Raw genomic sequence first — 19,817 nt, forward strand, 5'->3', positions numbered from 1 at the left:
CGGTGATGCGCAGGATCAGGGTAGAACCGAAAGGAACCCCTGGATGATGAAGGCATTGGCGACGTCCACAAAAAAGGCCGACACCAGCGGCAGCACGATGAAGGCCAGAGGCGAGGGGCCATACTTCTGCGTGACCGCCGTCATGTTCGCGATCGCCGTCGGCGTTGCGCCGAGGGCGAAGCCGGCAAACCCGGCCGAGATGACGCCGGCAAAGTAGTTCCGTCCCATCATTCGGTAGACAACGAAAACGATGAACAGGGCAGCGGCGGCAGTCTGCAGAAGCATCGTGAAGGCCAGAACACCGGCCGAGCCCGCCAGGGTCCAGAGTTGCATGCTCATCAGCGACATGGACAGGAAGACAGCCAGTGAAAAGTCCTGCAACAGCTGCAGCGACGCGGTTCCGGTAGGTGTCTTGATGCGCGGCAACAGTTTTGGAGCGAGATTGGCGATGACGATGCCGGAAAGAAGGCAGGGCACAAACAACGGCAGCTTCAAACCCGCCGCGTCCAGCGCTTCATCCGCGACAAAGCCGATCACAATGGAGATGTGCAACCAAAGGATGGCTCTCATCAGGCCGGGGTTCGTAGGGCCACCGAAGGAGGCAGTGCTGGCGTTTTCAGCCGCGCTTTCTTCTCCAGCTGCGGCGGCGCGCTCCTCGGTGCTCGGTTCCAGCTTGTCGCGGCTGATCAGGTAGTTGGCGATGGGGCCGCCGAGCAGGCTTGCCAGAATCAAACCGACCGTCGCGGCGGCGATGCCCAGTTCGGCGGCGCCCGCCACCGCGTATTGCTGCTCTACCACTGGGCCCCACGCGATCGCGGTGCCATGGCCGCCTATCAGTGATGTCGTTCCCATCATGACACCAGCCTGCGAGTGCAGGCCAAAGATCGACGCGCCCAAAACGCCGATGCCATTTTGAACGACCATGTAGCCAATCGTCAGAAGAAGCATGATGCCGAGCAGCGGGCCGCCCTTGACCAGATCCGAAAACTTCGCGTTCAGCCCGATGGTGGTAAAGAAGTAGACCAGCAAGGAGTCACGCGCATCCAGGTCGTAAATCACCTCGCGCCCGGTCGCAGTCACAACGACAAGCGTCAGAATCGCAGCAAGCAATCCGCCAGATACCGGTTCGGGGATAGAGTACTTTCGCAGGATCGGAAACCGGTCGGACAGCTGTGCTCCAAGAAAGTAGACGACTATGCCGAGCGTCATGGCAATGAAACTGTGTACCTCGATCGGTTCGACCATGAGCTGTGCCCCCGAGCACGAAATTGCTGAACGGATTAGTTGCCGCCACCGTAGGGCCGCGGGTTGGATCATTGCAACGGTATTGTTGGAAGGGCACATTCAGGTAGTGTCAGAGGAACTTATCTTGAGGCAGGGCAGGCCGCTGGCTAGCGTCCCTGCATGACCAGATCCCGTCCCTTCAAGTACTTCAAAACTAGCCCGGAGATCATCCGCTTGGCGGTGATGCTCTACGTCCGTTTTCCGCTCTCGCTCAGGAATGTCGAAGATCTCCTTCATGAAAGGGGTGTCGATGTGAGCCACGAAACGGTCCGATATTGGTGGCACAGGTTCGGTCCGATGTTCGCCTCGGAGATCCGAAAACGCCGGATCGGAGAGAAAAAATCCAGCCGGTGGCGCTGGCACCTCGACGAAATGTTCGTGAAGATCAACGGTGAGCGTCACTACCTCTGGCGGGCTGTTGATCACGAGGGCGAGGTGCTGGAAAGCTTCGTGACGAAGACACGAGACAAGAAGGCGGCGCTCAAATTTCTCAAGAAAGCAATGCGCAAGCACGGTCGTCCCGAGGCAATCGTGACGGACAAGCTCCGGTCCTATGGCGCCGCTCTGAAGGAACTCGGAGCAGGCGACCGGCAGGAGACAGGTCGCTGGCTCAACAACCGAGCGGAGAACTCACACCTGCCTTTCCGACGACGGGAGCGAGCGATGCTCAGGTTCCGGCGCATGCGAAGTCTACAGAAGTTCGCCTCCGTCCATGCCTCCGTCACAAACCATTTCAATCACGAGCGCAGCCTCTCCAGCAGACCCCAGTTCAAGTTGAACCGCGCCGCCGCTCTCGCCGAATGGCGCGGACTCTGCGCTGGATAAGAGGCAGTGACCCTGTCCTGGCAGAGACTGGTTCGAATTGGTCTGACAGCACCAAACGGGAGCTTCAGTCCTTTCCACGCGGACGCAACGACGATCAGGTCGACAGCTTTGCCCACTTTCTGAACTGGTCCAAGGGACCGGGCTTCTACCGGGCATTGGGCCGCGACCACCGGATCAACATCGAACGTCGGGAGCGTAATCGAGAGAGGGTCAGGCGACGGTAGGATCTCGGAGTTGAGCTTGAAAACTCGTTGAATAGTACTGGGAGGGCCGAAGTCGGACCAATCCTGAGAGCGGCCCCAATAACCGCTCGCAACCACAAACCGGTCTAATCGCTAATGCCGTCGGATGACGGCTTTGAGCCCGAAGCTGCCGTTTATCCGGCCTATGGCCCTACTACGCATCGAACGTTTGCCCTGACCCCGAAGCGGACACAATTTGATTGGACTGAATTAGGTAGCGTATTCAAATCGCAAAAATTTGACCAACCAAGTGAATACCGTATTGTTGAATATGGGACAAAATTAAGATCCCGGAGAAAGCGCCTCGGCGCTTTCCTAGGTCAACGTGAAACAGGGTACATTATGAAAAACTTTCTTTTGGCTTTTCCAGCGGTTGCACTTCTCACCGCTTGTGATGAAGGTAGCACAACCAGTGCTACGTCGGCGGCACCAAACGCGGCGGAGCAAGCTTGCTTGCGTGATGTCACTGCGACAACCAACAATCCGGATGTGGCACTGCTCGGTTCGGAGTTCTCTGAAGCCGGGACGTTTGTGCGCGTCGGCGTCGGACCGGACCGCGCGCCATGGCAGTGCATCGCTTACAGTGACGGCTCCACAGACGGTATAATGTCGCTTACTAACGAAGGAACGCTCTAGTTTTGCGAAATAGCTTGCTGGAACGTTGCGATGACTGATGCTGTGCAAAGCCGCGATTTGGGTTTTCATATTGCTGTGGGCAGGCGCGAGTTTCATCTTTATGACAGGAACCTTCGGCTGGTTTGAACAGCCAAGAGATCCCTTGTCTGGGCTATTTCTGCTACCCTTGGGCCTACCGTGGGTTCTTGCAATTGAATTTGCGCCGGAGACCGTCAGGCCACTGTTAGCAATACTGGCGCCGTCGGTGAATTTGGTGATTTTGGTGAGATTATGCAGGAAAAAGAATAGAGCAAATTAGCCTCTGTAATGGTGACAAACCTCAGAGCATTAGGAAACAAAACAAATGGGTAAACTGATTTTGGGACTGGTTATAGGGCTGCTTGTGGGCGGTATTGGTGGCGGGATGCTGGGCATCGGCAGTGGCGCTGGAATGGGCATCGCTACCGGGCTTTCAGCCGGTGTTTGTGGGATTGCAAATGCAGCGCAACAGGAGGGCCTTCTGACAGAAGAACAGGTCGATCAAGTTTTTAACCGTGCTGTCACTAACCTGAGAGAACTGACCCCGGACGCGGAAGAAAACGGGGATGCGATCGTCGGAGCGGCCAGCGAATGTGATGCCGTATTGCAGCAACTGCGCGACGCGGCGGTGTCTAATTAATACCAGGAGAGTTTAGTTATGCGATCAAAGGTTCTGGCTTTGTCTCTTTGTATCTCGCCGACGTTCGCCTCGGCCGCTGACGTCGGACAGGACGCGATTGACAGTTGCATCGACCAATTGCGTTCTGTGGGTGGGCCGGACGGACAAAGCGGCACTGTTCTGTCTACAGAGTTTTCCGAAGCAAATTCGCTCGTCATGCTGCAAGACAAAGGCGAGACAGTCTGGAGATGTCTTGTGTCCAACGACGGTCAAGTCGCTGAACTCAGCGTCGCGCAGGCCGCCGATGACGGCCAAGGCGCAATGGCGGGGTCCGGCGGTTTACCCGTAGTTTCAGGTACCCAACGGGTCCAATTCGCGGCAGGTACCAGCGGCGCAGCGATGTCGGGCACTTTGAACCCGAATACATCAGTGAGCTACGTGCTCGGCGCAGCAGATGGTCAGTTCATGCGCGTGGACGTGGGTTCCCACGGTGGCGCGTTGGACTACAAAATTTTCAACCCGGATGGCTCGCTCCTTCTAGACCTGATCTCTTCTGATACCCCTTATCGAGGCCAACTTTGGCAGTCTGGCGATCATGTGGTCGAGGTCCTAAACGCCGGGGCGCAACCGGTCACCTTTGATATTGGTATCGGCATCGAGTAGCCACCGAGTTCAACAAGCAGGAAATCCAATGAAGTCATTTGTTCCCTTTGTGGCTGGATTTGCAGCACTTGGCCTTGTCGCATGTGATACTCCAAGCACTTCTACCGAACCGGGCCAACCTGCTATTGGCAGTTCAAGCGATTTGACTGCATTCGAAGGAGCACGTGCCGGCCAAGCGGAGATGGGCATACAGAACCTCGGGTACGAGTTGATCCGCTCCGAGGGTCTCACGTCATTCTGGTTTAACCGTGATACTGGCGCTTGCGCGCGGATAACAACGGCGGATGGTCGCTACTCTGATGTGACTATGCTGCCTGCGGAGGACTGCTAATGGATTGGTTGCACGCGATTGTCACGGGTCTTTTGTGTGGTGGCGCATATTGGGCTGTAAGAAGTATGGGTTGGTTTGAGAACCGTTCAAAAGTTCAACAAGCGTTGATTTTCTTTCCGATCATTTTCATCGTCGTTTTGATCTTGAACCTTATCTGGCCATCGGCCTGATCGCTGCGCCGTTTGAACCTCGCTGACACTTAACGTTCGAAGGCAGGAAAACTCGCACGGGTTCTTTCCCTTTTCTGACAGACCGCAAAGTCGGCAAAGTAGACATTCTTAAAAAAAACCTGCCAATGACCGCACCGAGCCCTTCTCGGATCTTGATCGCGCGCGCAGCATTCGAAACCATGGGCAGAGACACTCGCTGCATTCGATGGCATAGCAAACAGGTGTTTTAAAGTTTTCAAACAACTTCGCACAATGGAGAACCAAATGTGTCGATCGATCCTGATGCTGCTAATCGCAATGTGGATATTGATAGGTCCAGCATCATCCCAACCGCTCTTTGAGGATTCAAAGGCTTTCGATCTTTCCAGCGAAACGGCAATGGCGATTACCGGGCCAGTAATCTTGTCCACCAAGCGGATGGTCTTCGAGACCGGCAGGTTTCTTGATCTCGAAGTTCATGACCCCAAGAGTTCAGGCAATTGGGGTGCGTCTGGCGACGTGCCTGTTGCTCAGGTGTTTCGTGTATCAGGCGATGCAGGCCCACTAAGGCAGGGAAACACGCTTTGTGGCGACCAACCAGTCACGTATATGGCAACCTGGAGTGAGGACAGCTCCGGGTTTACCTACCTTGGCGTAGCGATGTTTACTGGCATGGAACCGCCTGCAGGCATTGCCGGTCAAGCGTTGTGCGCGACGTACTTCTTCTCGATGGATGTTACGGAGTAGTCCGGCAGTTGTCCTGAACTCATCGACAGAGAGGACCATTCAAAGTCAAGGGCAAGCATGTGGTTCAGCGGTAGGGAATGCTGAAGAACGAGAAGCTGTTGGTTTGGGTGATTACGGGCGCTCCCGTTTCCGCCATTAGGCTTGCCATTGCTGCACTTCCCGTCGGACAGGCCACAAGATCGGCCGAACCGTCGAGCAAATCGCCAGTAAACGCCGTTTCGCCGACAAGCTGGCACTCGTCCGCAACACTTCGGTAACCGCGAACGAAGTTCAGTTCCGGGTCGGGTTCGCTGATCGCTACCTCTTGAGCGGTTTCGACGCATCCCGTCACCGTCAGCGCCAAAGCGCAGGCACATATGGCACGCATGATCTTTTCGAGGCGCCTTTCCATATATTCTACTCCCACTCTGCACCCGTGCTGCGCCAGACCATTTCATCTGAATCCCAAACACTGGCCACGATGCAGGGCGTTGGGTTGATCCCACCACATTGCGAGCCATGCACATCCGCCAAAAGCACGCGGAATGGGCCGATGTTCGCCATGTCCCATCCTTGATTGAGAAGCGAGAACAAATGTTCCTCGACCAAGAAGTGAGACATGCAACCGCCTGTCCCGCAATAGAGCGACACAGCGGTGGAACAGGCAAAACCCGCCTCGTCCAGAACCCAGTCCCGCTCGATGTCTCCATCGAGATCGACGCGGTGGATGGCTCCCAATTCAAGGGCGAACTGCCCGTTCTCCATATCCGAACATGCCTGCTGCGCGGCCTCTACTCTTTCAAGAAGCTGTGTGGGCAGCCCGGACAAATCCTGCGCGTGCGCCGAGGGCGTATAGAAGGCCACGGAAAGAGCACAGAGAGCAACCGCCAAAACCCCAGCGCCGGCGCGATTGCCATTTCCAACCAGTTGGCTACCCATGTTCGTGTCTCCAGCCCTTCCGTGTGCCTCAGTTGCACTGATCGTAGGTGTAATCGCCAAACTCGATCCAGTTCCGGCCCCCATCGCTGAAGACGAGGAACTCTGACCGATCTTCACCCAGGAGCGCCACCTGGAAGCCTGCTGGTGGTTCAGAATTTCCGAAGAAGCTATATGAAGTCATCGCCCGAACTGTCTCACCATTGACGGTCACGATAGCATCCCACTGCTCGCCGGGTTGACCCACGATGGCGTATTCGATGACCCTCTGCACGGCACCGCCACCGCAATACACAATGCCTTCTGGCGCCTCCATGCTCTGAGATGTCGACGCGTTAGAGCCGCAGGCCGCGCGCAGGGATCTTACCGCCGCGGAAGATCCTTTGAGCGTGAAGATACCATAAGAGACATCCTGGTCAGCCATCGAAAGGTTCAGAACGGCGTTCTGCGCAATCTGATCCAAAACGAAAACATAGTCGCCCTGATCGAAGAAACGGACCTCAACAGGATAGTTGTCGACGAGCGAGATATCCGCATTCACTGATCCTGCCTGAAACGCACCTACCTCGGTCGAACCATCCTTCATGAACCGAAAGGACAGGCCCTGCCTGGAGACAATATCCTGCGAGTCGTCATAACCTGCTGGCGCGAAACGGACACGGTCGCACTGCAACTCCAGAGTCATGTCGCCGGTCTGAATGAAGGCGTTGGCGTTCGGCGGCCCACTGAAGTTCCACTCAGCCATGGCAGGTGATGACATCATGATTGTGAGGACCGTGCCGGCGACTAGATGTCTCTTCATAAGTAACCTCCTAGGCAACTAAGCCATGTTTCGTCATTCTGCCGCGAAAGCACTGATGATCCACGTCATAAGTTCAAGCTGCGGGTGCACCATATTCATTTTCACCTTCCTGTGACGGTCGGCTTAGCCACCAGATCATCAGCACAGAGAGTATCAGTTGAAGAACTCCCACAACCATCAAACCTGTGACGCCAAGTAGAGCCGCTGGGCCCCTCAATGCTTCAGGGTCGTCAGCCCCTTGCTCGAGGACTGAAAATACAGCGATGCCACTGAACAGCATGAACATGGTTGCGATGCTGAGCGCTGCAGGCAAGAGCAAGTACCAGCCTGGTCTTCCAGTGTCATGCAAACGCCGCCATCCGGCGGCCAGCATGGGCACGACAACTGCAAGTTGGAAGATCGGAGTTAAGACTTGGCTACTCTCTCCAGTTTCAGGGTTCACGCCGAATAGAGAGGCGTCGATGATTGCCAAAACAATGCTGACGAGGACCACGAACAACACAAACCACCAGTACTCTGACCGCGCCGCGCGCCCGGAAAAAACGAAGTATTTTGTGAGGCACGTCTTTATTGCTTCAACAAAACTCATGTTTGTTCATTCCCTGAAAACGTTGCCACATATGTTCTGCCAAGAGGAAACGTAACACAAGCATTGGTCAATGGGTCATGTGTCTGTCGGAATATTGCTGCGCTGAGGCGAACGGCAGCTAGTGTCCGCAATGCAGTCGTTCAATGAATTTGGCTGAGCGACCGCATCGAGCCCGTATAGCTCATTGGCGAACGGCGCTGCAGCTGTCTCTATGGGCGGTTAGCAGACCTCCGCTACGCGGTGCCCCAACGGCTAGTCTGCGGACAAAACAACCTTTCGCGACATACGATGCAGCGGTTAAGGCGGATGCGAAGTTTGCAGAAGCTCGTCGCCGTTCACTCCTCCGTCTCCAATCACTTCAGCCTGGGGCGATCCCTTCCCAACCGAGACACCTTCAAGTTGTCACGGCGCCGCCGCTCTTGCCGAGTGGCGCGAACTTGGCGCGCTATAAGCGACATGTCTGTTGGCCTAGCTGAGACTTGTTCGAACCGGCCTCACAGTATCCATCGATATTCTTATTGATCCTTGTCAAGATTGGCGCGGGCAAGACGTGGTACTGTCAATGGTAATTCAGGGGGGGCTCATGGAAGAGTTGATCGAAATCGGAAGATCATTCGCCCAGGCCATGCGTGAGCGCAGGGGCCTTGCAAGTGTTGATGAAATGTATGCCGAAAACGCACAGTCGATAGAGGCAGTCGTGCCTCCGGTTCGACAATTCCGCGTTTCAAAGGGGCGAGAAGCCATCAAGGGAAAAAGAGAGGATTGGTTGGCATCGCATGAAATCCAAGAACTAGAAGTGGATGGCCCCTACGTCCACCCACCCAACCGCTTTGGAGTGCGCTTCAGAGCCGAGGTCGTTCAGAAGGCCACGGGTGAGCGTATGACCCTGCGCGAGATCGCGGTGTATTCGGTGGCGGAAGGCAAGATTGTGCTGGAAGAGTTTTTCATGCTGCCGAAACAAGAAGAGCGACCAACAACACTGTCTCTTCGTAGGTTTAATCCGTGAGCACGGCCTTTGGGCGAATTGAAATTCCGGACGGAGGTCGGGAATGCAACACAAAACAGTGGCATATTATGTAGGAGTTGATGCTGACGACGCGTCGATTTTGGAATGCGCTGAAACTGCTTGTAACCACAACATTCACTTGAATTGCGTGTTGATCGCGGACTTACCCAACCTGCCGTACCTAAAGTATGGATCAAACAGGTTCGTTGAGGCGGGTCTTCCCTCAAACTGGTTGGATGTTCTTAACGGAAAAAATGCCGCCTTGAAGTCCCGCGCCACAGAAGTTGAAGCGCTTCTGGTAGGGCAAGGCGTATCTGCAAATGTAATTGCCTTTATGGGATCTGGAGCAGAGTTGAAGCATCTTGTGGCTGGCCAAGCCAATCGCTCTGATATCGCCTTTCTAGACGCTGAGTTGCGAAAAGACCCCGATTTGTTTCATAAGATCGCGTACGGAGTATTGTTCCATTCGCCGGTAGGCCTGATGATAAATGGAGATCCGTTTGCCCAACGCGACTGCATTTTTTTGGCATGGAATGATAGCCTGCCTGCGTCTAGGGTTGCGCATTTAGCTTTACCCATTCTTCTGGCGGCCAACGAAGTTGTGATTGGGTGTTTTGATTTGCCGTCGCCTGATGACGTAGAAGGTCAAGCGCCCGGAACCGACCTAGCTGGATGGCTCAGCCATCACGGTTGCACTGTGACCGTGTCGCAGTTTCGGTGCGGCGGGAATTCAATTGAACACTGCATTCAGGAACGCGCAAGAGAATTGGGGGCCGACCTCGTTGTTATGGGCGCTTACGGGCATTCCCATTTGCGTCAGTCGGTATTTGGGGGAACGACACAAGCAATGTTGGAGCAGACAAGGTTGCCAGTGCTGTTCGGGCACTGATGAAGAGAACTGGCGACTGTGATTTGCTGGTATAGGTAGCTCTATACGTTCATCGGTTAATACGGGAACAGCCAGTTGTTATTGGGTACTCGCTTGAGGTTGAAGCGTGTTTGCCCGCCCGTTTTCGCCAAGGAACTCTATCACAATTAACGTGAGTTCATCCCAGTCAGTAAACTCCCTTGCCCCTTCTCGTGGATCGATTTTTCGACCGAGCAAGACGACGCGCTGAAGAATCTCCCTCTCAAAATACCCGTAGTTTTCGGGCCTCACCGCGCCTGCGATCAAAGCCGTCGCATTTGGTTCAAAACCTGTTCGAAGAAGCATTTCGTCAAGATAGTCGAGTGCTTCTTCTCGACCTGACGCGAAAGCAGCTTTTTGACCGACGGAAAGCACGAGAGACTTTCGCTTCATTAAGGCATGTCTATTTGAAGCGACAAATGCTTCGAATGACTTGGGGTGCTTACGCTCGTGGACAGGGGCCAGGAGAATAACCTTGACCACTTCGTCAAGTGAAACGTGGCTGGGCGTTTCATCGGTATTGATCAGCTTTGCATCGAAACCGGCATTCTTCGCGAGATCGGTGATGAAGCGCGCAATCTTTGCTGTTTGGCCTTCGACCGTGGCGAAGGCGATGAGTAAAGTCATTCCGATCCTCCCAAAAATCGGTCTGAATAGATTGCTTATTATGAATAAGTGACGTGCGTTGCCCTTGATCTCCATCAAAGGCGTTTCATGGGGGCATATCTGGATCGTTGCGGTATGCTCATGCTGTCCACGCGGAGCATGTTTATTGGGAAGTTCGTGACGGCATCCATCTCCAAGAATACCTGCCTTTTCGGCCGGCAGCCTTGAAGCTAGCCAACCCCTGGCGGTCTAGCTTTCTACCTTAAGCAAAAGGCCAAGACAGCGACGAAGATTGAAATACTGATCAACCAAACTGCGAGTTTTACTTGTTGGCGTGCGGGCAGGTTTCTGAGCAGTCTAATCATAGTCAAACCTTTCAGACAAAATCCGGTGTGACGCGGTGCCCCGCTCAATCAGATGATCTTCGACCGTGTCCATCATGGCAGGGGGGCCGCAGAGAACAAAAAGCCAGCTTTCAAATTGTTCAGAAGACAAATTGCGGTCCAACAGATGACCGTCGATCAAGCCTGTCTCTCCGGACCAATCCTCTGGCGGCTCGGATAGAACAAATACTGTTTCTTCTTTGGACAACTCCTGGCGAAAAGCAATCTGCTCCTCCACCCGGTTGCCATAGATAAGCTTGAGCTCGTACTGTGTTCCACTCAACCGTACCTGACGCACAATGCTCAACATGGGCGCGATCCCGACACCACCTGCGATCAGAACAATGCCTTTCTCAGTTCGGTGGCTGATCGATAGATTTCCGTGCGGGGCATCCAGATAGGCCGTGGTTTGCGGAGCGATCTGTCTGAGGCCGCATGTGAAATCCCCAAGCTCCTTTATCATGAATGAAACTTCGGGGCCTTCGGCTGGTGCCGAACTAATCGAGAATGGGTTCTCATGCAGCGAAAAAACACTGTGGCCGACGTTTAGCCAAGCAAATTGCCCTGCTTCGAAGTTTAGTCCGTTGTGACCATCTGGAACGACGCGCAACTCCCATTGCTTCGGTGTTAGTCGAGACACAGACGTGACGCGCCACTGTCTCTTCCTCTGACGTAAAGGGCGAACGAGATAGACATACAGCAAAGTTCCAACTGCAATACTGGTTAGGGCAAGCCAGAGATAGGTTAGTAGCGGATGCCCACCGTAGCGCCCAGCATAGACCGTGTGATGCAACAACAGGCATGCGATCACCAAGGCTCCCAGCCCGTGTAAGAGGCGCCATGTTTCGTATTTGTAATCAAGGGATTTGCGGGCAATTGCCGAGGCGACCAAAATGAACAGAAATAGATATGCGCCGATGCCCGATACCAGCGTAGAAAAGTCGGTGGAAATCGTAAGTTGGTTTGTTTCATCCCACGGGCGGCGTCCGCCCGAAGGCGTACCCTGATAGAGAAGCGGGTGTATCAGCGCAAAGCCGAGTGCTGTACGCGCCATCAACTGATGCACCCGCATGGTTACATCCATACCCAGACCGGAAGAGATGAACCTGAACCGCCCAGACAGCAGGAACTCGACTAAGATTATTGAAAAAGCCAGCATCCCAAGCCCGGACGCGAGCTCTTGATTAAATGATCGTGGTGGCCACCCCAAGGACCAAGAAAAACCCAAGGGAGCCAAGATCAGCAAAACGTAAATCAGCGCCAGATAAGGCCATTTCATACAGTTTTGCTCCACTGTGCTAAAGCTAGGCAGCTCGGGCTCATTCAAAATAAACGCTAAGCTGACCTGGGATTCCGATCAAGACTACTGAGAATGGTGTTAACTTCACCACGACGAGGCAAGTTTAGTGAACGAAGTTTCCCGTTTCTGTTCGTTCAGCCGCCGCGTTCGGTCTGGCTGATCCTGAGGTTGCATGCTTGCGCAAGATCAAGATCCTTGACCGCTTTTCCTGTCATAATGTTGCGCGCGTGAAATCAGGCCAATGGAGGAGGCTCAAAATGTTAGAAGACAAAAAGTCCCCGCAACTTTTCACTGGAATGCATCCGCTCTCTGACAACTTTCGGCGTGAAATGGAAACCCTGATGTCGCGTTTTCTTGGGGAAGGATCACCCTTCCTGCCGATGGAAACGGCTGCGCAACGCACGGGTTTTCCGTCCCTTGATATGACGGGTGCGATTTCACCGGCAATCGATGTCCAAGAAACGGATTCTGCGATTGTCCTGACGGCTGAATTGCCGGGGCTCGAAGAAGATGATGTGGAAATTGAAATCAAGAATCGCAGGCTAATCCTGCGCGGTCAGAAGAAGATTGCGCATGATGAAACGGGCGATCTTCGTGTCAGCGAAAGAAGCTATGGCAGCTTTTCAAGAGCCATGTCGCTGCCAGATACTGTAGAAATCGACAAGATTTCAGCGACGTTCGACAAGGGCGTTCTGCATATAGAAATGCCGAAGATTGAGCCTCAGGACCCAAGCCGTAAGATCAAGGTATCGTCGAAATAGACGGTCTGGTGGCTCGATACCGTGCTTGAAAAGAGCAAAGCAGAGGGTCGATCGTGGATCGACCTTCTTAGAGTTGCGGCCTGATAAGTGTCTTTGGTTGAATCCGCGCAGGCACCGCAAGCACCTGTACAAATGTGTTTTTTGTACATTCGTACCAGGCCATGGGTTTGGCGTTTAAGCGTGGTAGAATGCCCTCACGCGTTTGGGTAGGGGGCCACAATGCGAAAACCAGAAGAGAGTGGCATGACACCCTCAGGACATGCTGGTGAAGGTGAGGTGCGGGCCTTTCTGGAGAGCCTGACCGGACCATCGCGCGGCTACGTGAACTGGCTGGTCGATAAAGCCCTGACCGTTTCTGTTAACGATGGCAGGGTGTTAAGCCTTCGACCTAAAGACGACCTGCCTCCGCATGACAACGATATTGCCACCTTAAAGTGGGCTGACGACGGTTACACGATAGCCGCGTCAGCAGGGCGCAATGTATGGGTGAACGGACAAAAAGCCTCATCGGCGCTTCTGAGGCATGGCGATATGATCGAGTTCGGCGAAAAGGGCCCAATGTCTCGATACAGGTTGTGCGATCACTCATTTCCCGCGCACCACACAGTCGAAGATATCCTCAGTGACGCCTATGCTTACACCCGAACGAGCCGTCGACCCTTCGCTAAAAAGATGTCTGGTGCCCTGCGCGACAGCGGGCGGCGGCTTGCGTCTCAGACCACGATACTGTTCAGGATCACAGTACTTGCGACGCTTCTTGTGATCGCGGGGTTTGGGTACCTGCTTTACCAAAACGACCGGCGCTTGGCGGATAGTATTGAACAGGAGTCCCGCAAGATCGAAGCGGTCGCGATTATGCTCGCCCAGACGCGAGAAGATGCACTTACGCCTGATGACTTGGCTTCTTTGCGTGAAGCTTTTAAGAACCAGGTTCTGTCGACCGAGCAGCGTCTTGGAACCTTGGAGCAGCGGGCCGGAGCCCCCACGCGGGTGATCGCTGCCTCGACCCGGTCCGTCGCTTTCCTTCAGGGGGCTTATGGACTGCGCCACGTGGAAAGCGGGAAGATATTGCGGCATGTATTGGGACCGAATGGAGAAAACCTGAAAACCCCATTCGGCCAACCTTGGATCGAACCGGACGGGACCGGCGAACCTGCAGAATTTCAATTCACCGGAACCGGCTTTTTGATTGCTGGGGTACCGTTGATGGCCACCAACCGCCATGTCGCTTTGCCCTGGACTTCGGGGAACCGAGAGAAGGCGTTGAGCGACGCTGGCCTTGAGCCTGAAATGTTGAGGCTGTTGGCCTATTTGCCTGATCAAACGGAACCAATAGAGGCGCGTTTGGTTCGGTTCAGCGAAGCAGCAGACTTGGCGATTTTGGCAGTTGAGCCAAGCGTTCAAGACCTCGGAATTCCGTTGGCGGATGCCACGTCGCGCGTCGGTGAAGAGCTTTTTCTGTTGGGATATCCAACGGGTTTGAAAGCTTTGATCGCGCAGGCCGGTCCGGGCTTTCTAGAGGAACTGGAGGCAGAAGGAACGCTGAACTTTTGGTCGATCGCGTCCCGGCTTTCTACTCAAAGCAAGATTCACCCACTCGCAAGCCGGGGGATCGTTGCACGAACAAGTGAGAGCGCCATCGTTTATGACGCCGAGACCACGACCGGTGGGAGCGGGGGGCCAGCATTGAATCGGCGGGGCGAGGTCGTTGCGATCAATGCTGCGATCCTGCCCGAGTTTGGTGGCTCAAACATCGGCGTCCCGGTTTCACATCTCAGAGCTCTGCTGAGAGAGGTTGAAAGCCAGTGATCATTCACTCGTTCGGAAGCGCGAGTTTTGAACGAAAAACACTGTGGCCAGTGGAACGATCACCGAGATCACGGCTACGGAGATCAGCAAGTATCCAAGTTGACTGTAGTCCGCGGCAGACGTGACCTCACCGGTCTCTGGATATGTGACGGCGCGTGTGACGACGTATATTTGGTTGAGGTATTTGGTGCTGAGGCTGCTCGCCGACAAAGCCATGTTTGTGAATGATGCCATCACCGCAAAAAAGGTCGCTTTCAACTGAACAGGGGCATTGCGTGCAATCCAAGCCAACATCGGGACCATGGCAATCTGTCCAAGCGGCGATTCAACAGCAGTGTCGAGGATGGCAATAAATCTTGCGTCGACAACACCACCGGTATGCGCCGCCGTCCATTCATGCACACCGTAATAGAGGGCAAGGTTGGGCAGCGCGAGCACGCCCGCCGCAATAGTCAACAGTACCACTACGTGCGCAATCGAACGGTTGGCCATGAATGGCCGCAGAACAATTAACCCGAGCAAGGCCAGCAGCGAGGTCAACAATGCCAGGATTGCCAAGAATTGCTCATCGAACCCCAGTTCATCGATTTCAAACCAAGTCAGGCCTGGTCCTGATAGCGGCACAGCGCGAAACACAAAAATGATTGTCGCTGTCCCGATCAGGGCTCTGGCTTGTGCTGGTTCCAGCTCTTTCAACAGGCGCGACATAAGGTACAGGATCACCGTTAGAGAAACCGCAAAGACTGTTTCTTGCGCAAACTCGAAATCGGCGGTTCCCAAAACGATGCTAAGCACAACGAATGCGAAGCCGCCCAGCAATATGGACCATTTGACTTCGGTGACTTCATCCGGCGCGTAGGGCGGGTCGCCCGATCTTATACGCTGACGCTGGATCAAGCTGTGAAGAACGACACCGCTGACGGATAACACAGGGATGGCCAGAGCTATCAGGTACACCTGGCCATAAAGCGCAAGGCGATCGGATTTTTGCAGATCCTCTGTTCCAGAGAAAATCCAGATGTTTACAGCCGCAACAGCGGCAAACCCAGAAATAATGGAAACTCTGCCCAAGGTTTGCATCGTCGTGTGTTGAGCACGGGTTTCTTCAGGCGAAAATGGTAGGCCGTGCTGGTCAACCTTCGGCACCGCCTCAACCGTCATGGCGTCGGCAACAACGTCCTGAATGGCATAGCCCGAAGGCGCCAAGAGCAAGGCAACAACATACCAGTCTTCCAGCGGCATGAAACTGGACATCTGCGCAGGTGCGGTCACGAGCCCGTACATGGTGAGCAAAGACAACGTGATCAAGGACGCGCCGAACAAGATCAGCAGGGACTTCCAGCGCCAAAACAGGTCCACGACATGACCAAGCGGCATTTTTAGTATCCACGGGATACCAGCCCAAAATGCTAGCCCTGCAACGAAAGAGGCGGATAAATCGAGGTAGTCTTTTAGGAAAAAAGCACCAACGACCGAGGTCAGGCCGGACACGCCGGCCGCAAAATAGACCATCAGTGGTGGCAGATAGGACCATTGCAGCTGCTGAACCAGATCCACAAACGTTCTATGCCACCAGGCCGAAAGTTTTGATCCTATGGAAGTTTGGTCAGTCGTCATATGCCGTGGCAGCTCGTTGAGGCCTTTGGGTCGTTGTATCAGTTAGAGAAATCCAGATCCGAAAAGCAATGCACTGGTGATCACCCCAAGGATCGGTATCACAAGAGGAACGCGGAAGTGCTTTGCGGACTCGTCCGGCTTCATCTTCAGCAGGATCAGCGAAATATTGACCAGTACAAAGACGCCGAGAACGATCTGAGACGTGCGCTCTGCCAGAATACCAAGCGGTATAGTTTGGGTCAGCAAAACGATGATCGCCACGACCAGCAAAGTAGCGATAACTGGTGTCTGAGTTGCTTTTGGGACAATCGCCAGAACCTTCGGTAAATGGTTACGGTCAGCTAGGCCGTAGATCACCCGCGAGGCCATGATCATCTGGATCAGTACTCCGTTGACTGTCGCCACAATCGCGACTGCGGAAAAGCCCTGTTTGATCACCTCGGGCGCGTTTGAAAACACAAGCGCGAGGGGGGCTGCGGATGTCGAAAGAACATCGATCGGAACAACAAGTAGAACCGTCATTGAGGTTCCTAGATACAACACGGTCGCCAAAACGAGGGTTAGTAAAATCGCTTTTGGAATCGTGCGGACCGGGTCTTTAACCTCTTCTGCCACGTTGGCCATGTCCTCGAAGCCAACAAATGCAAAGAAGGCGAGAAGTGATGCCGCGAAAATGCCTCTCCACGCGTCGAATTCAAGCGGTGGAAGCATCGAACTGATTCCGTATCCCTGCGGATCCTGAACCGACATGCCCCAGCCAATCACAAAGATAAGGCCTGCGATCTCGATGATCGTAATGACAGCCGCAACAAAGACCGACTCAGTGATCCCCCAAAGTGCGATTAAACCCATGATCAAAACGACGCTGATGGTCAAAACAGGGATCGCAAAACCGGTTAAAGCATGCAGGTATGATGCTGCGCCAATTGCAACTGCAGAGGCAGAGATAATCCCCGAAGCTGCGACCGCGAGGCCGACGAAAACCGCCATCCATCTTTTCTGAAATCCCGCTTCAACATAGGCCGCTTCACCTGCGCTGACGGGAAATCGTGTTGCGAGTTCTGCATACGAAAGCGCGGTGAGTGATACGACGAGCGCGGCTAAAACGAACGAAAACGCTGCAAACGGTCCAGCAATGTCTGCTGTCGCGCCGACTAAAACATAAATGCCCGCTCCGACCGTTACCCCAAGGCCATAAAGCGTGAGCAACGGGGTTGTAAGGGCCCGCCTGAGTTTCTGTTCGTTTGGATCAACAGAGTTCATAAGTGATTTCCGCCAACTGCCCACTCCGAACGTCGTCAGTGGCGTCCTTCTCTTTTTGTCTCGATTGGCGCAGCGGCTTAATCCTATGGTCAAAGCTGCACCGAATGCCGTGTGTCTCAACCTGGGCACATTGGGCGCCAATCAACTAACTGGGGGCTCGCCATCACTCCTGCCGAGCCCCCGTGGGTGGAACTTCCACTCCTTCAAAATTCCATTCACCTTTGTGTTTACTTGGGGACAGGACGGTGAACGTAGAATATGTTGAAACATTCGAATTTCACTATGTAATTCATGTTGGTGCTTTGATCTATGTCAATCACCTCGCTGCGACGGGTCTGCGAGGCTGAACGCAACCCAACTGTCGTTTGTCGTCGGACTTAAAGGCAAAGCAAACATGTTCGATGGTTTCAGATTTAGGGTGGAAAGCAATTCGTGACGCTTTGGAACCTGTTACCAGTCTTGGGCTCGGATGGATGCGCTCAGATGGTTGCATCGCGTGCCTTATCACCTCTGACGAATTCTCAGGTATATGAATATATTGGAAGGAGAACCGTCTGCGCGCAAGGGTGGTGAGGTCAACGATGAGGTGGCGTAGTTGTAGGCCGGCAGGAATAAATTAGGCGCGTACACCAAACGCTATTCGACTGAAACGCCAATCCTCGTACAGGAGCGTCCAAAATGAGCAAGGTCAAAGTGCTTTCTTAAGGATGCCTTATAATTAGATCTTCTTCCGGGGCAGCAAATTGGAGGAGCATATGCAGATTTTTCGAGGGATTTTACTGGCACTGTTCGTCACGGGGCCCGTACTAGCGCAGGAGGTCAGCGTTGATGAGGGAAGTGATTTGTACCGGACGTATTGCTGGCAATGTCACGGTTTCGAAGCAACCGGAGACGGGCCAATGGCGGAAATGCTGGCTATTCGAACACCTGACCTTACCAAATTGGCGGGCGAGAACGGCGGTGTGTTTCCGATAGATCTTATAGCTGAACAGATTGACGGTCGTTCACAATTGCTCGCCCATGGGGGCGAAATGCCAATCTTTGGCGCGGTGTTTGAGACAGACCAACAAATCGCGGTGGCTCTGCCTAATGGGCAACCTATGATGGTAGGCCTGCCGTTGGCGAATTTGCTCGCCTTTCTTGAATCGATCCAGTCTGAATAGTTACTGACCAATCTGCTCATCTGTGTCAGCCGTTCGTCTGATTGACATGAGAGTCAACGGCGGCCCCAACACCTCGAAGGCCACAGCGCTGGCTAGAGTAAAGGCCATGATCGACGCGGCCCAATGTGGAAATTGCTCTCCGGCGACGAGGGCCATTCCTACCGCGACACCGGCCTGTGGTAACAAAGCTGGGCCGTACCAGCGGGTCTGACGGCTAGGCAGGCCGCCAAGTCTCGCTCCACAATAACCCCGACGAGGCGGGCTACGGCGCGCAAGAATAGGAAAAGACCACCAGCCCAGCCCATCAAGCCGAAGGCTTCAATATCCAGCGTGGCGCCAGCCAGTAGGAAGAACAAAATCATGAACGGCCACTGAATGTGCTCGATCTCATGAAAAGCACGGTCGTGATGGCGGGCAAGATTCCCAATAACTGCGCCAGCAACCATGCTTGCGACAAGGAACGAAACTTCTAGCCACAACGAAAGGCCTGCTGTCAGAAACACGATTCCCACCGCTTCGGCTTGCATTGGCTCTCCCGGCTTCAAGCGACCTGTGAGGTAAGCGGATGGCACGCCTAGCGCGGAACCCAACAAAATAGCCCCTCCGAAATCCCACATCGCTGTGGTCGTGACGGTGGCCCAACCATCCGAATGACCGGCCAGAACCAAGGCGATGCTGAAAACGATCAGACCCCAAGCGTCATCAATTGCGACGACGCCCTTTAATGTCTCTGTGAAGCTGTTGGACACCCCAGATTGCTTGATCACGTCTGTCATGGCGGCCGGAGCCGTAGCCGTAGCAATTGCCGCCAGCACCAGTGCCAACCCGAAGGGTACGCCGATTGCGGTCAATCCAGCAGACACGATAACAAGGGTTGCAACCACGATTGAAATCGAAATCGTCAGAATGGCTCTGCCATGCCGAACCAGGTTCTCGCGGGTTAAGGAACCTCCAAGAAGAAACTCGACCATCGTTAAAGCCACAATGGAAATCTCGTCGAACCACATTGCAACGTCGAGTGGGATCAAACCCATTCGGGCGTTCCCGGCGATCAGACCGAGGAAAAGCAAGGTTGTAACACGAGGAAGATGCGTTACCCGGCCAAGTTGGTCGGCCGCCAATCCGGCAAGGAAGAGGACACCTAGGGTAATCAGAAAGCCGGCAATGTGCATAGAGATCCAA

The 19,817-nt window shown here is 54.2% G+C and carries 21 protein-coding genes; 11 read left to right on the top strand and 10 right to left on the bottom strand.

Translation table 11 applies throughout. The features are described 5' to 3' along the window. Window positions 1–15: 15 nt before the first annotated feature. The gene (gene gltS, locus K3752_RS05335; RefSeq protein ID WP_170340515.1) at window positions 16–1,245 is read right to left on the bottom strand and encodes a sodium/glutamate symporter; all 1,230 of its coding nucleotides are present in this window, start codon (window positions 1,243–1,245) and stop codon (window positions 16–18) included. A 159-nt stretch (window positions 1,246–1,404) separates the two neighbouring features. Between gltS and K3752_RS05340 the strand changes: the two genes are divergently transcribed. The 6 genes from K3752_RS05340 (at window position 1,405) to K3752_RS05365 (ending at window position 5,514) form a co-directional block, all read left to right on the top strand. Beyond that, entirely contained in the window at window positions 1,405–2,109 is a 705-nt protein-coding gene (locus K3752_RS05340) for an IS6 family transposase (RefSeq protein ID WP_260065381.1), read from the top strand. A 338-nt stretch (window positions 2,110–2,447) separates the two neighbouring features. Next, window positions 2,448–2,987 (top strand): hypothetical protein, encoded by a 540-nt coding sequence (locus K3752_RS05345; protein ID WP_254445162.1) that lies wholly within the window; start codon window positions 2,448–2,450, stop codon window positions 2,985–2,987. A gap of 343 nt (window positions 2,988–3,330) precedes the next feature. Beyond that, a complete protein-coding gene (locus tag K3752_RS05350) occupies window positions 3,331–3,645 on the top strand; it encodes a hypothetical protein (RefSeq protein WP_093964951.1) in 315 nt (104 codons plus the stop codon). Window positions 3,646–3,663: 18 nt separating this feature from the next. Then, a complete protein-coding gene (locus K3752_RS05355; RefSeq protein ID WP_093964952.1) occupies window positions 3,664–4,287 on the top strand; it encodes a hypothetical protein in 624 nt (207 codons plus the stop codon). Between the two features lie 330 nt (window positions 4,288–4,617). Next, entirely contained in the window at window positions 4,618–4,788 is a 171-nt protein-coding gene (locus tag K3752_RS05360; protein ID WP_217358689.1) for a hypothetical protein, read from the top strand. 264 nt (window positions 4,789–5,052) lie between these two features. Further along, window positions 5,053–5,514, top strand: coding sequence for a hypothetical protein (locus tag K3752_RS05365; RefSeq protein ID WP_260065387.1), 462 nt, complete (start codon window positions 5,053–5,055; stop codon window positions 5,512–5,514). 64 nt (window positions 5,515–5,578) lie between these two features. Here K3752_RS05365 and K3752_RS05370 read toward each other — a convergent pair whose 3' ends face one another. The 4 genes from K3752_RS05370 to K3752_RS05385 form a co-directional block, all read right to left on the bottom strand. Continuing rightward, a complete protein-coding gene (locus tag K3752_RS05370) occupies window positions 5,579–5,905 on the bottom strand; it encodes a hypothetical protein (RefSeq protein WP_260065389.1) in 327 nt (108 codons plus the stop codon). A gap of 5 nt (window positions 5,906–5,910) precedes the next feature. Continuing rightward, window positions 5,911–6,432: a hypothetical protein gene (locus K3752_RS05375; protein ID WP_260065391.1), complete on the bottom strand. Its 522-nt coding sequence runs from the start codon at window positions 6,430–6,432 to the stop codon at window positions 5,911–5,913. 28 nt (window positions 6,433–6,460) lie between these two features. Next, complete coding sequence (locus K3752_RS05380; protein ID WP_260065393.1) at window positions 6,461–7,231, bottom strand: hypothetical protein; 771 nt, start codon at window positions 7,229–7,231, stop codon at window positions 6,461–6,463. Window positions 7,232–7,304: 73 nt separating this feature from the next. Further along, window positions 7,305–7,820, bottom strand: coding sequence for a DUF805 domain-containing protein (locus K3752_RS05385; protein ID WP_093964957.1), 516 nt, complete (start codon window positions 7,818–7,820; stop codon window positions 7,305–7,307). Between the two features lie 583 nt (window positions 7,821–8,403). On the opposite strand from K3752_RS05385, the gene K3752_RS05395 reads away from it, so the two are divergent. Next, on the top strand, window positions 8,404–8,826 hold the full coding sequence (locus tag K3752_RS05395; protein WP_260065396.1) for an ester cyclase: 423 nt from the start codon (window positions 8,404–8,406) through the stop codon (window positions 8,824–8,826). Between the two features lie 43 nt (window positions 8,827–8,869). Then, entirely contained in the window at window positions 8,870–9,715 is an 846-nt protein-coding gene (locus tag K3752_RS05400; protein WP_170370237.1) for a universal stress protein, read from the top strand. Window positions 9,716–9,793: 78 nt separating this feature from the next. Here K3752_RS05400 and K3752_RS05405 read toward each other — a convergent pair whose 3' ends face one another. Next, window positions 9,794–10,360, bottom strand: coding sequence for a flavodoxin domain-containing protein (locus K3752_RS05405; RefSeq protein ID WP_260065398.1), 567 nt, complete (start codon window positions 10,358–10,360; stop codon window positions 9,794–9,796). A gap of 336 nt (window positions 10,361–10,696) precedes the next feature. Next, entirely contained in the window at window positions 10,697–12,001 is a 1,305-nt protein-coding gene (locus tag K3752_RS05410) for a ferric reductase-like transmembrane domain-containing protein (protein WP_093964960.1), read from the bottom strand. Window positions 12,002–12,279: 278 nt separating this feature from the next. Between K3752_RS05410 and K3752_RS05415 the strand changes: the two genes are divergently transcribed. Both K3752_RS05415 and K3752_RS05420 read left to right on the top strand, forming a co-directional pair. Next, entirely contained in the window at window positions 12,280–12,783 is a 504-nt protein-coding gene (locus K3752_RS05415; RefSeq protein ID WP_093964961.1) for an Hsp20/alpha crystallin family protein, read from the top strand. Between the two features lie 219 nt (window positions 12,784–13,002). Then, window positions 13,003–14,592 (top strand): trypsin-like peptidase domain-containing protein, encoded by a 1,590-nt coding sequence (locus K3752_RS05420; protein ID WP_093964962.1) that lies wholly within the window; start codon window positions 13,003–13,005, stop codon window positions 14,590–14,592. Here the strand turns inward: K3752_RS05420 and K3752_RS05425 are convergent, their stop codons facing one another. Together K3752_RS05425 and K3752_RS05430 are read right to left on the bottom strand one after the other, a co-directional pair. Beyond that, on the bottom strand, window positions 14,593–16,209 hold the full coding sequence (locus tag K3752_RS05425; RefSeq protein ID WP_093964963.1) for a hypothetical protein: 1,617 nt from the start codon (window positions 16,207–16,209) through the stop codon (window positions 14,593–14,595). It abuts the gene before it with no gap. A 42-nt stretch (window positions 16,210–16,251) separates the two neighbouring features. Then, window positions 16,252–17,472: an APC family permease gene (locus K3752_RS05430; protein WP_260065402.1), complete on the bottom strand. Its 1,221-nt coding sequence runs from the start codon at window positions 17,470–17,472 to the stop codon at window positions 16,252–16,254. A gap of 755 nt (window positions 17,473–18,227) precedes the next feature. Here K3752_RS05430 and K3752_RS05435 point away from each other — a divergent pair. Then, window positions 18,228–18,635 (top strand): c-type cytochrome, encoded by a 408-nt coding sequence (locus K3752_RS05435; protein WP_141138522.1) that lies wholly within the window; start codon window positions 18,228–18,230, stop codon window positions 18,633–18,635. A 158-nt stretch (window positions 18,636–18,793) separates the two neighbouring features. Here the strand turns inward: K3752_RS05435 and K3752_RS05440 are convergent, their stop codons facing one another. Further along, complete coding sequence (locus K3752_RS05440) at window positions 18,794–19,807, bottom strand: cation:proton antiporter (protein WP_260065403.1); 1,014 nt, start codon at window positions 19,805–19,807, stop codon at window positions 18,794–18,796. Between the last annotated feature and the right edge of the window lie 10 nt (window positions 19,808–19,817).

It is taken from the genome of Ruegeria sp. B32, from assembly GCF_025141855.1.
GTDB classification, from domain to species: domain Bacteria; phylum Pseudomonadota; class Alphaproteobacteria; order Rhodobacterales; family Rhodobacteraceae; genus Ruegeria; species Ruegeria arenilitoris.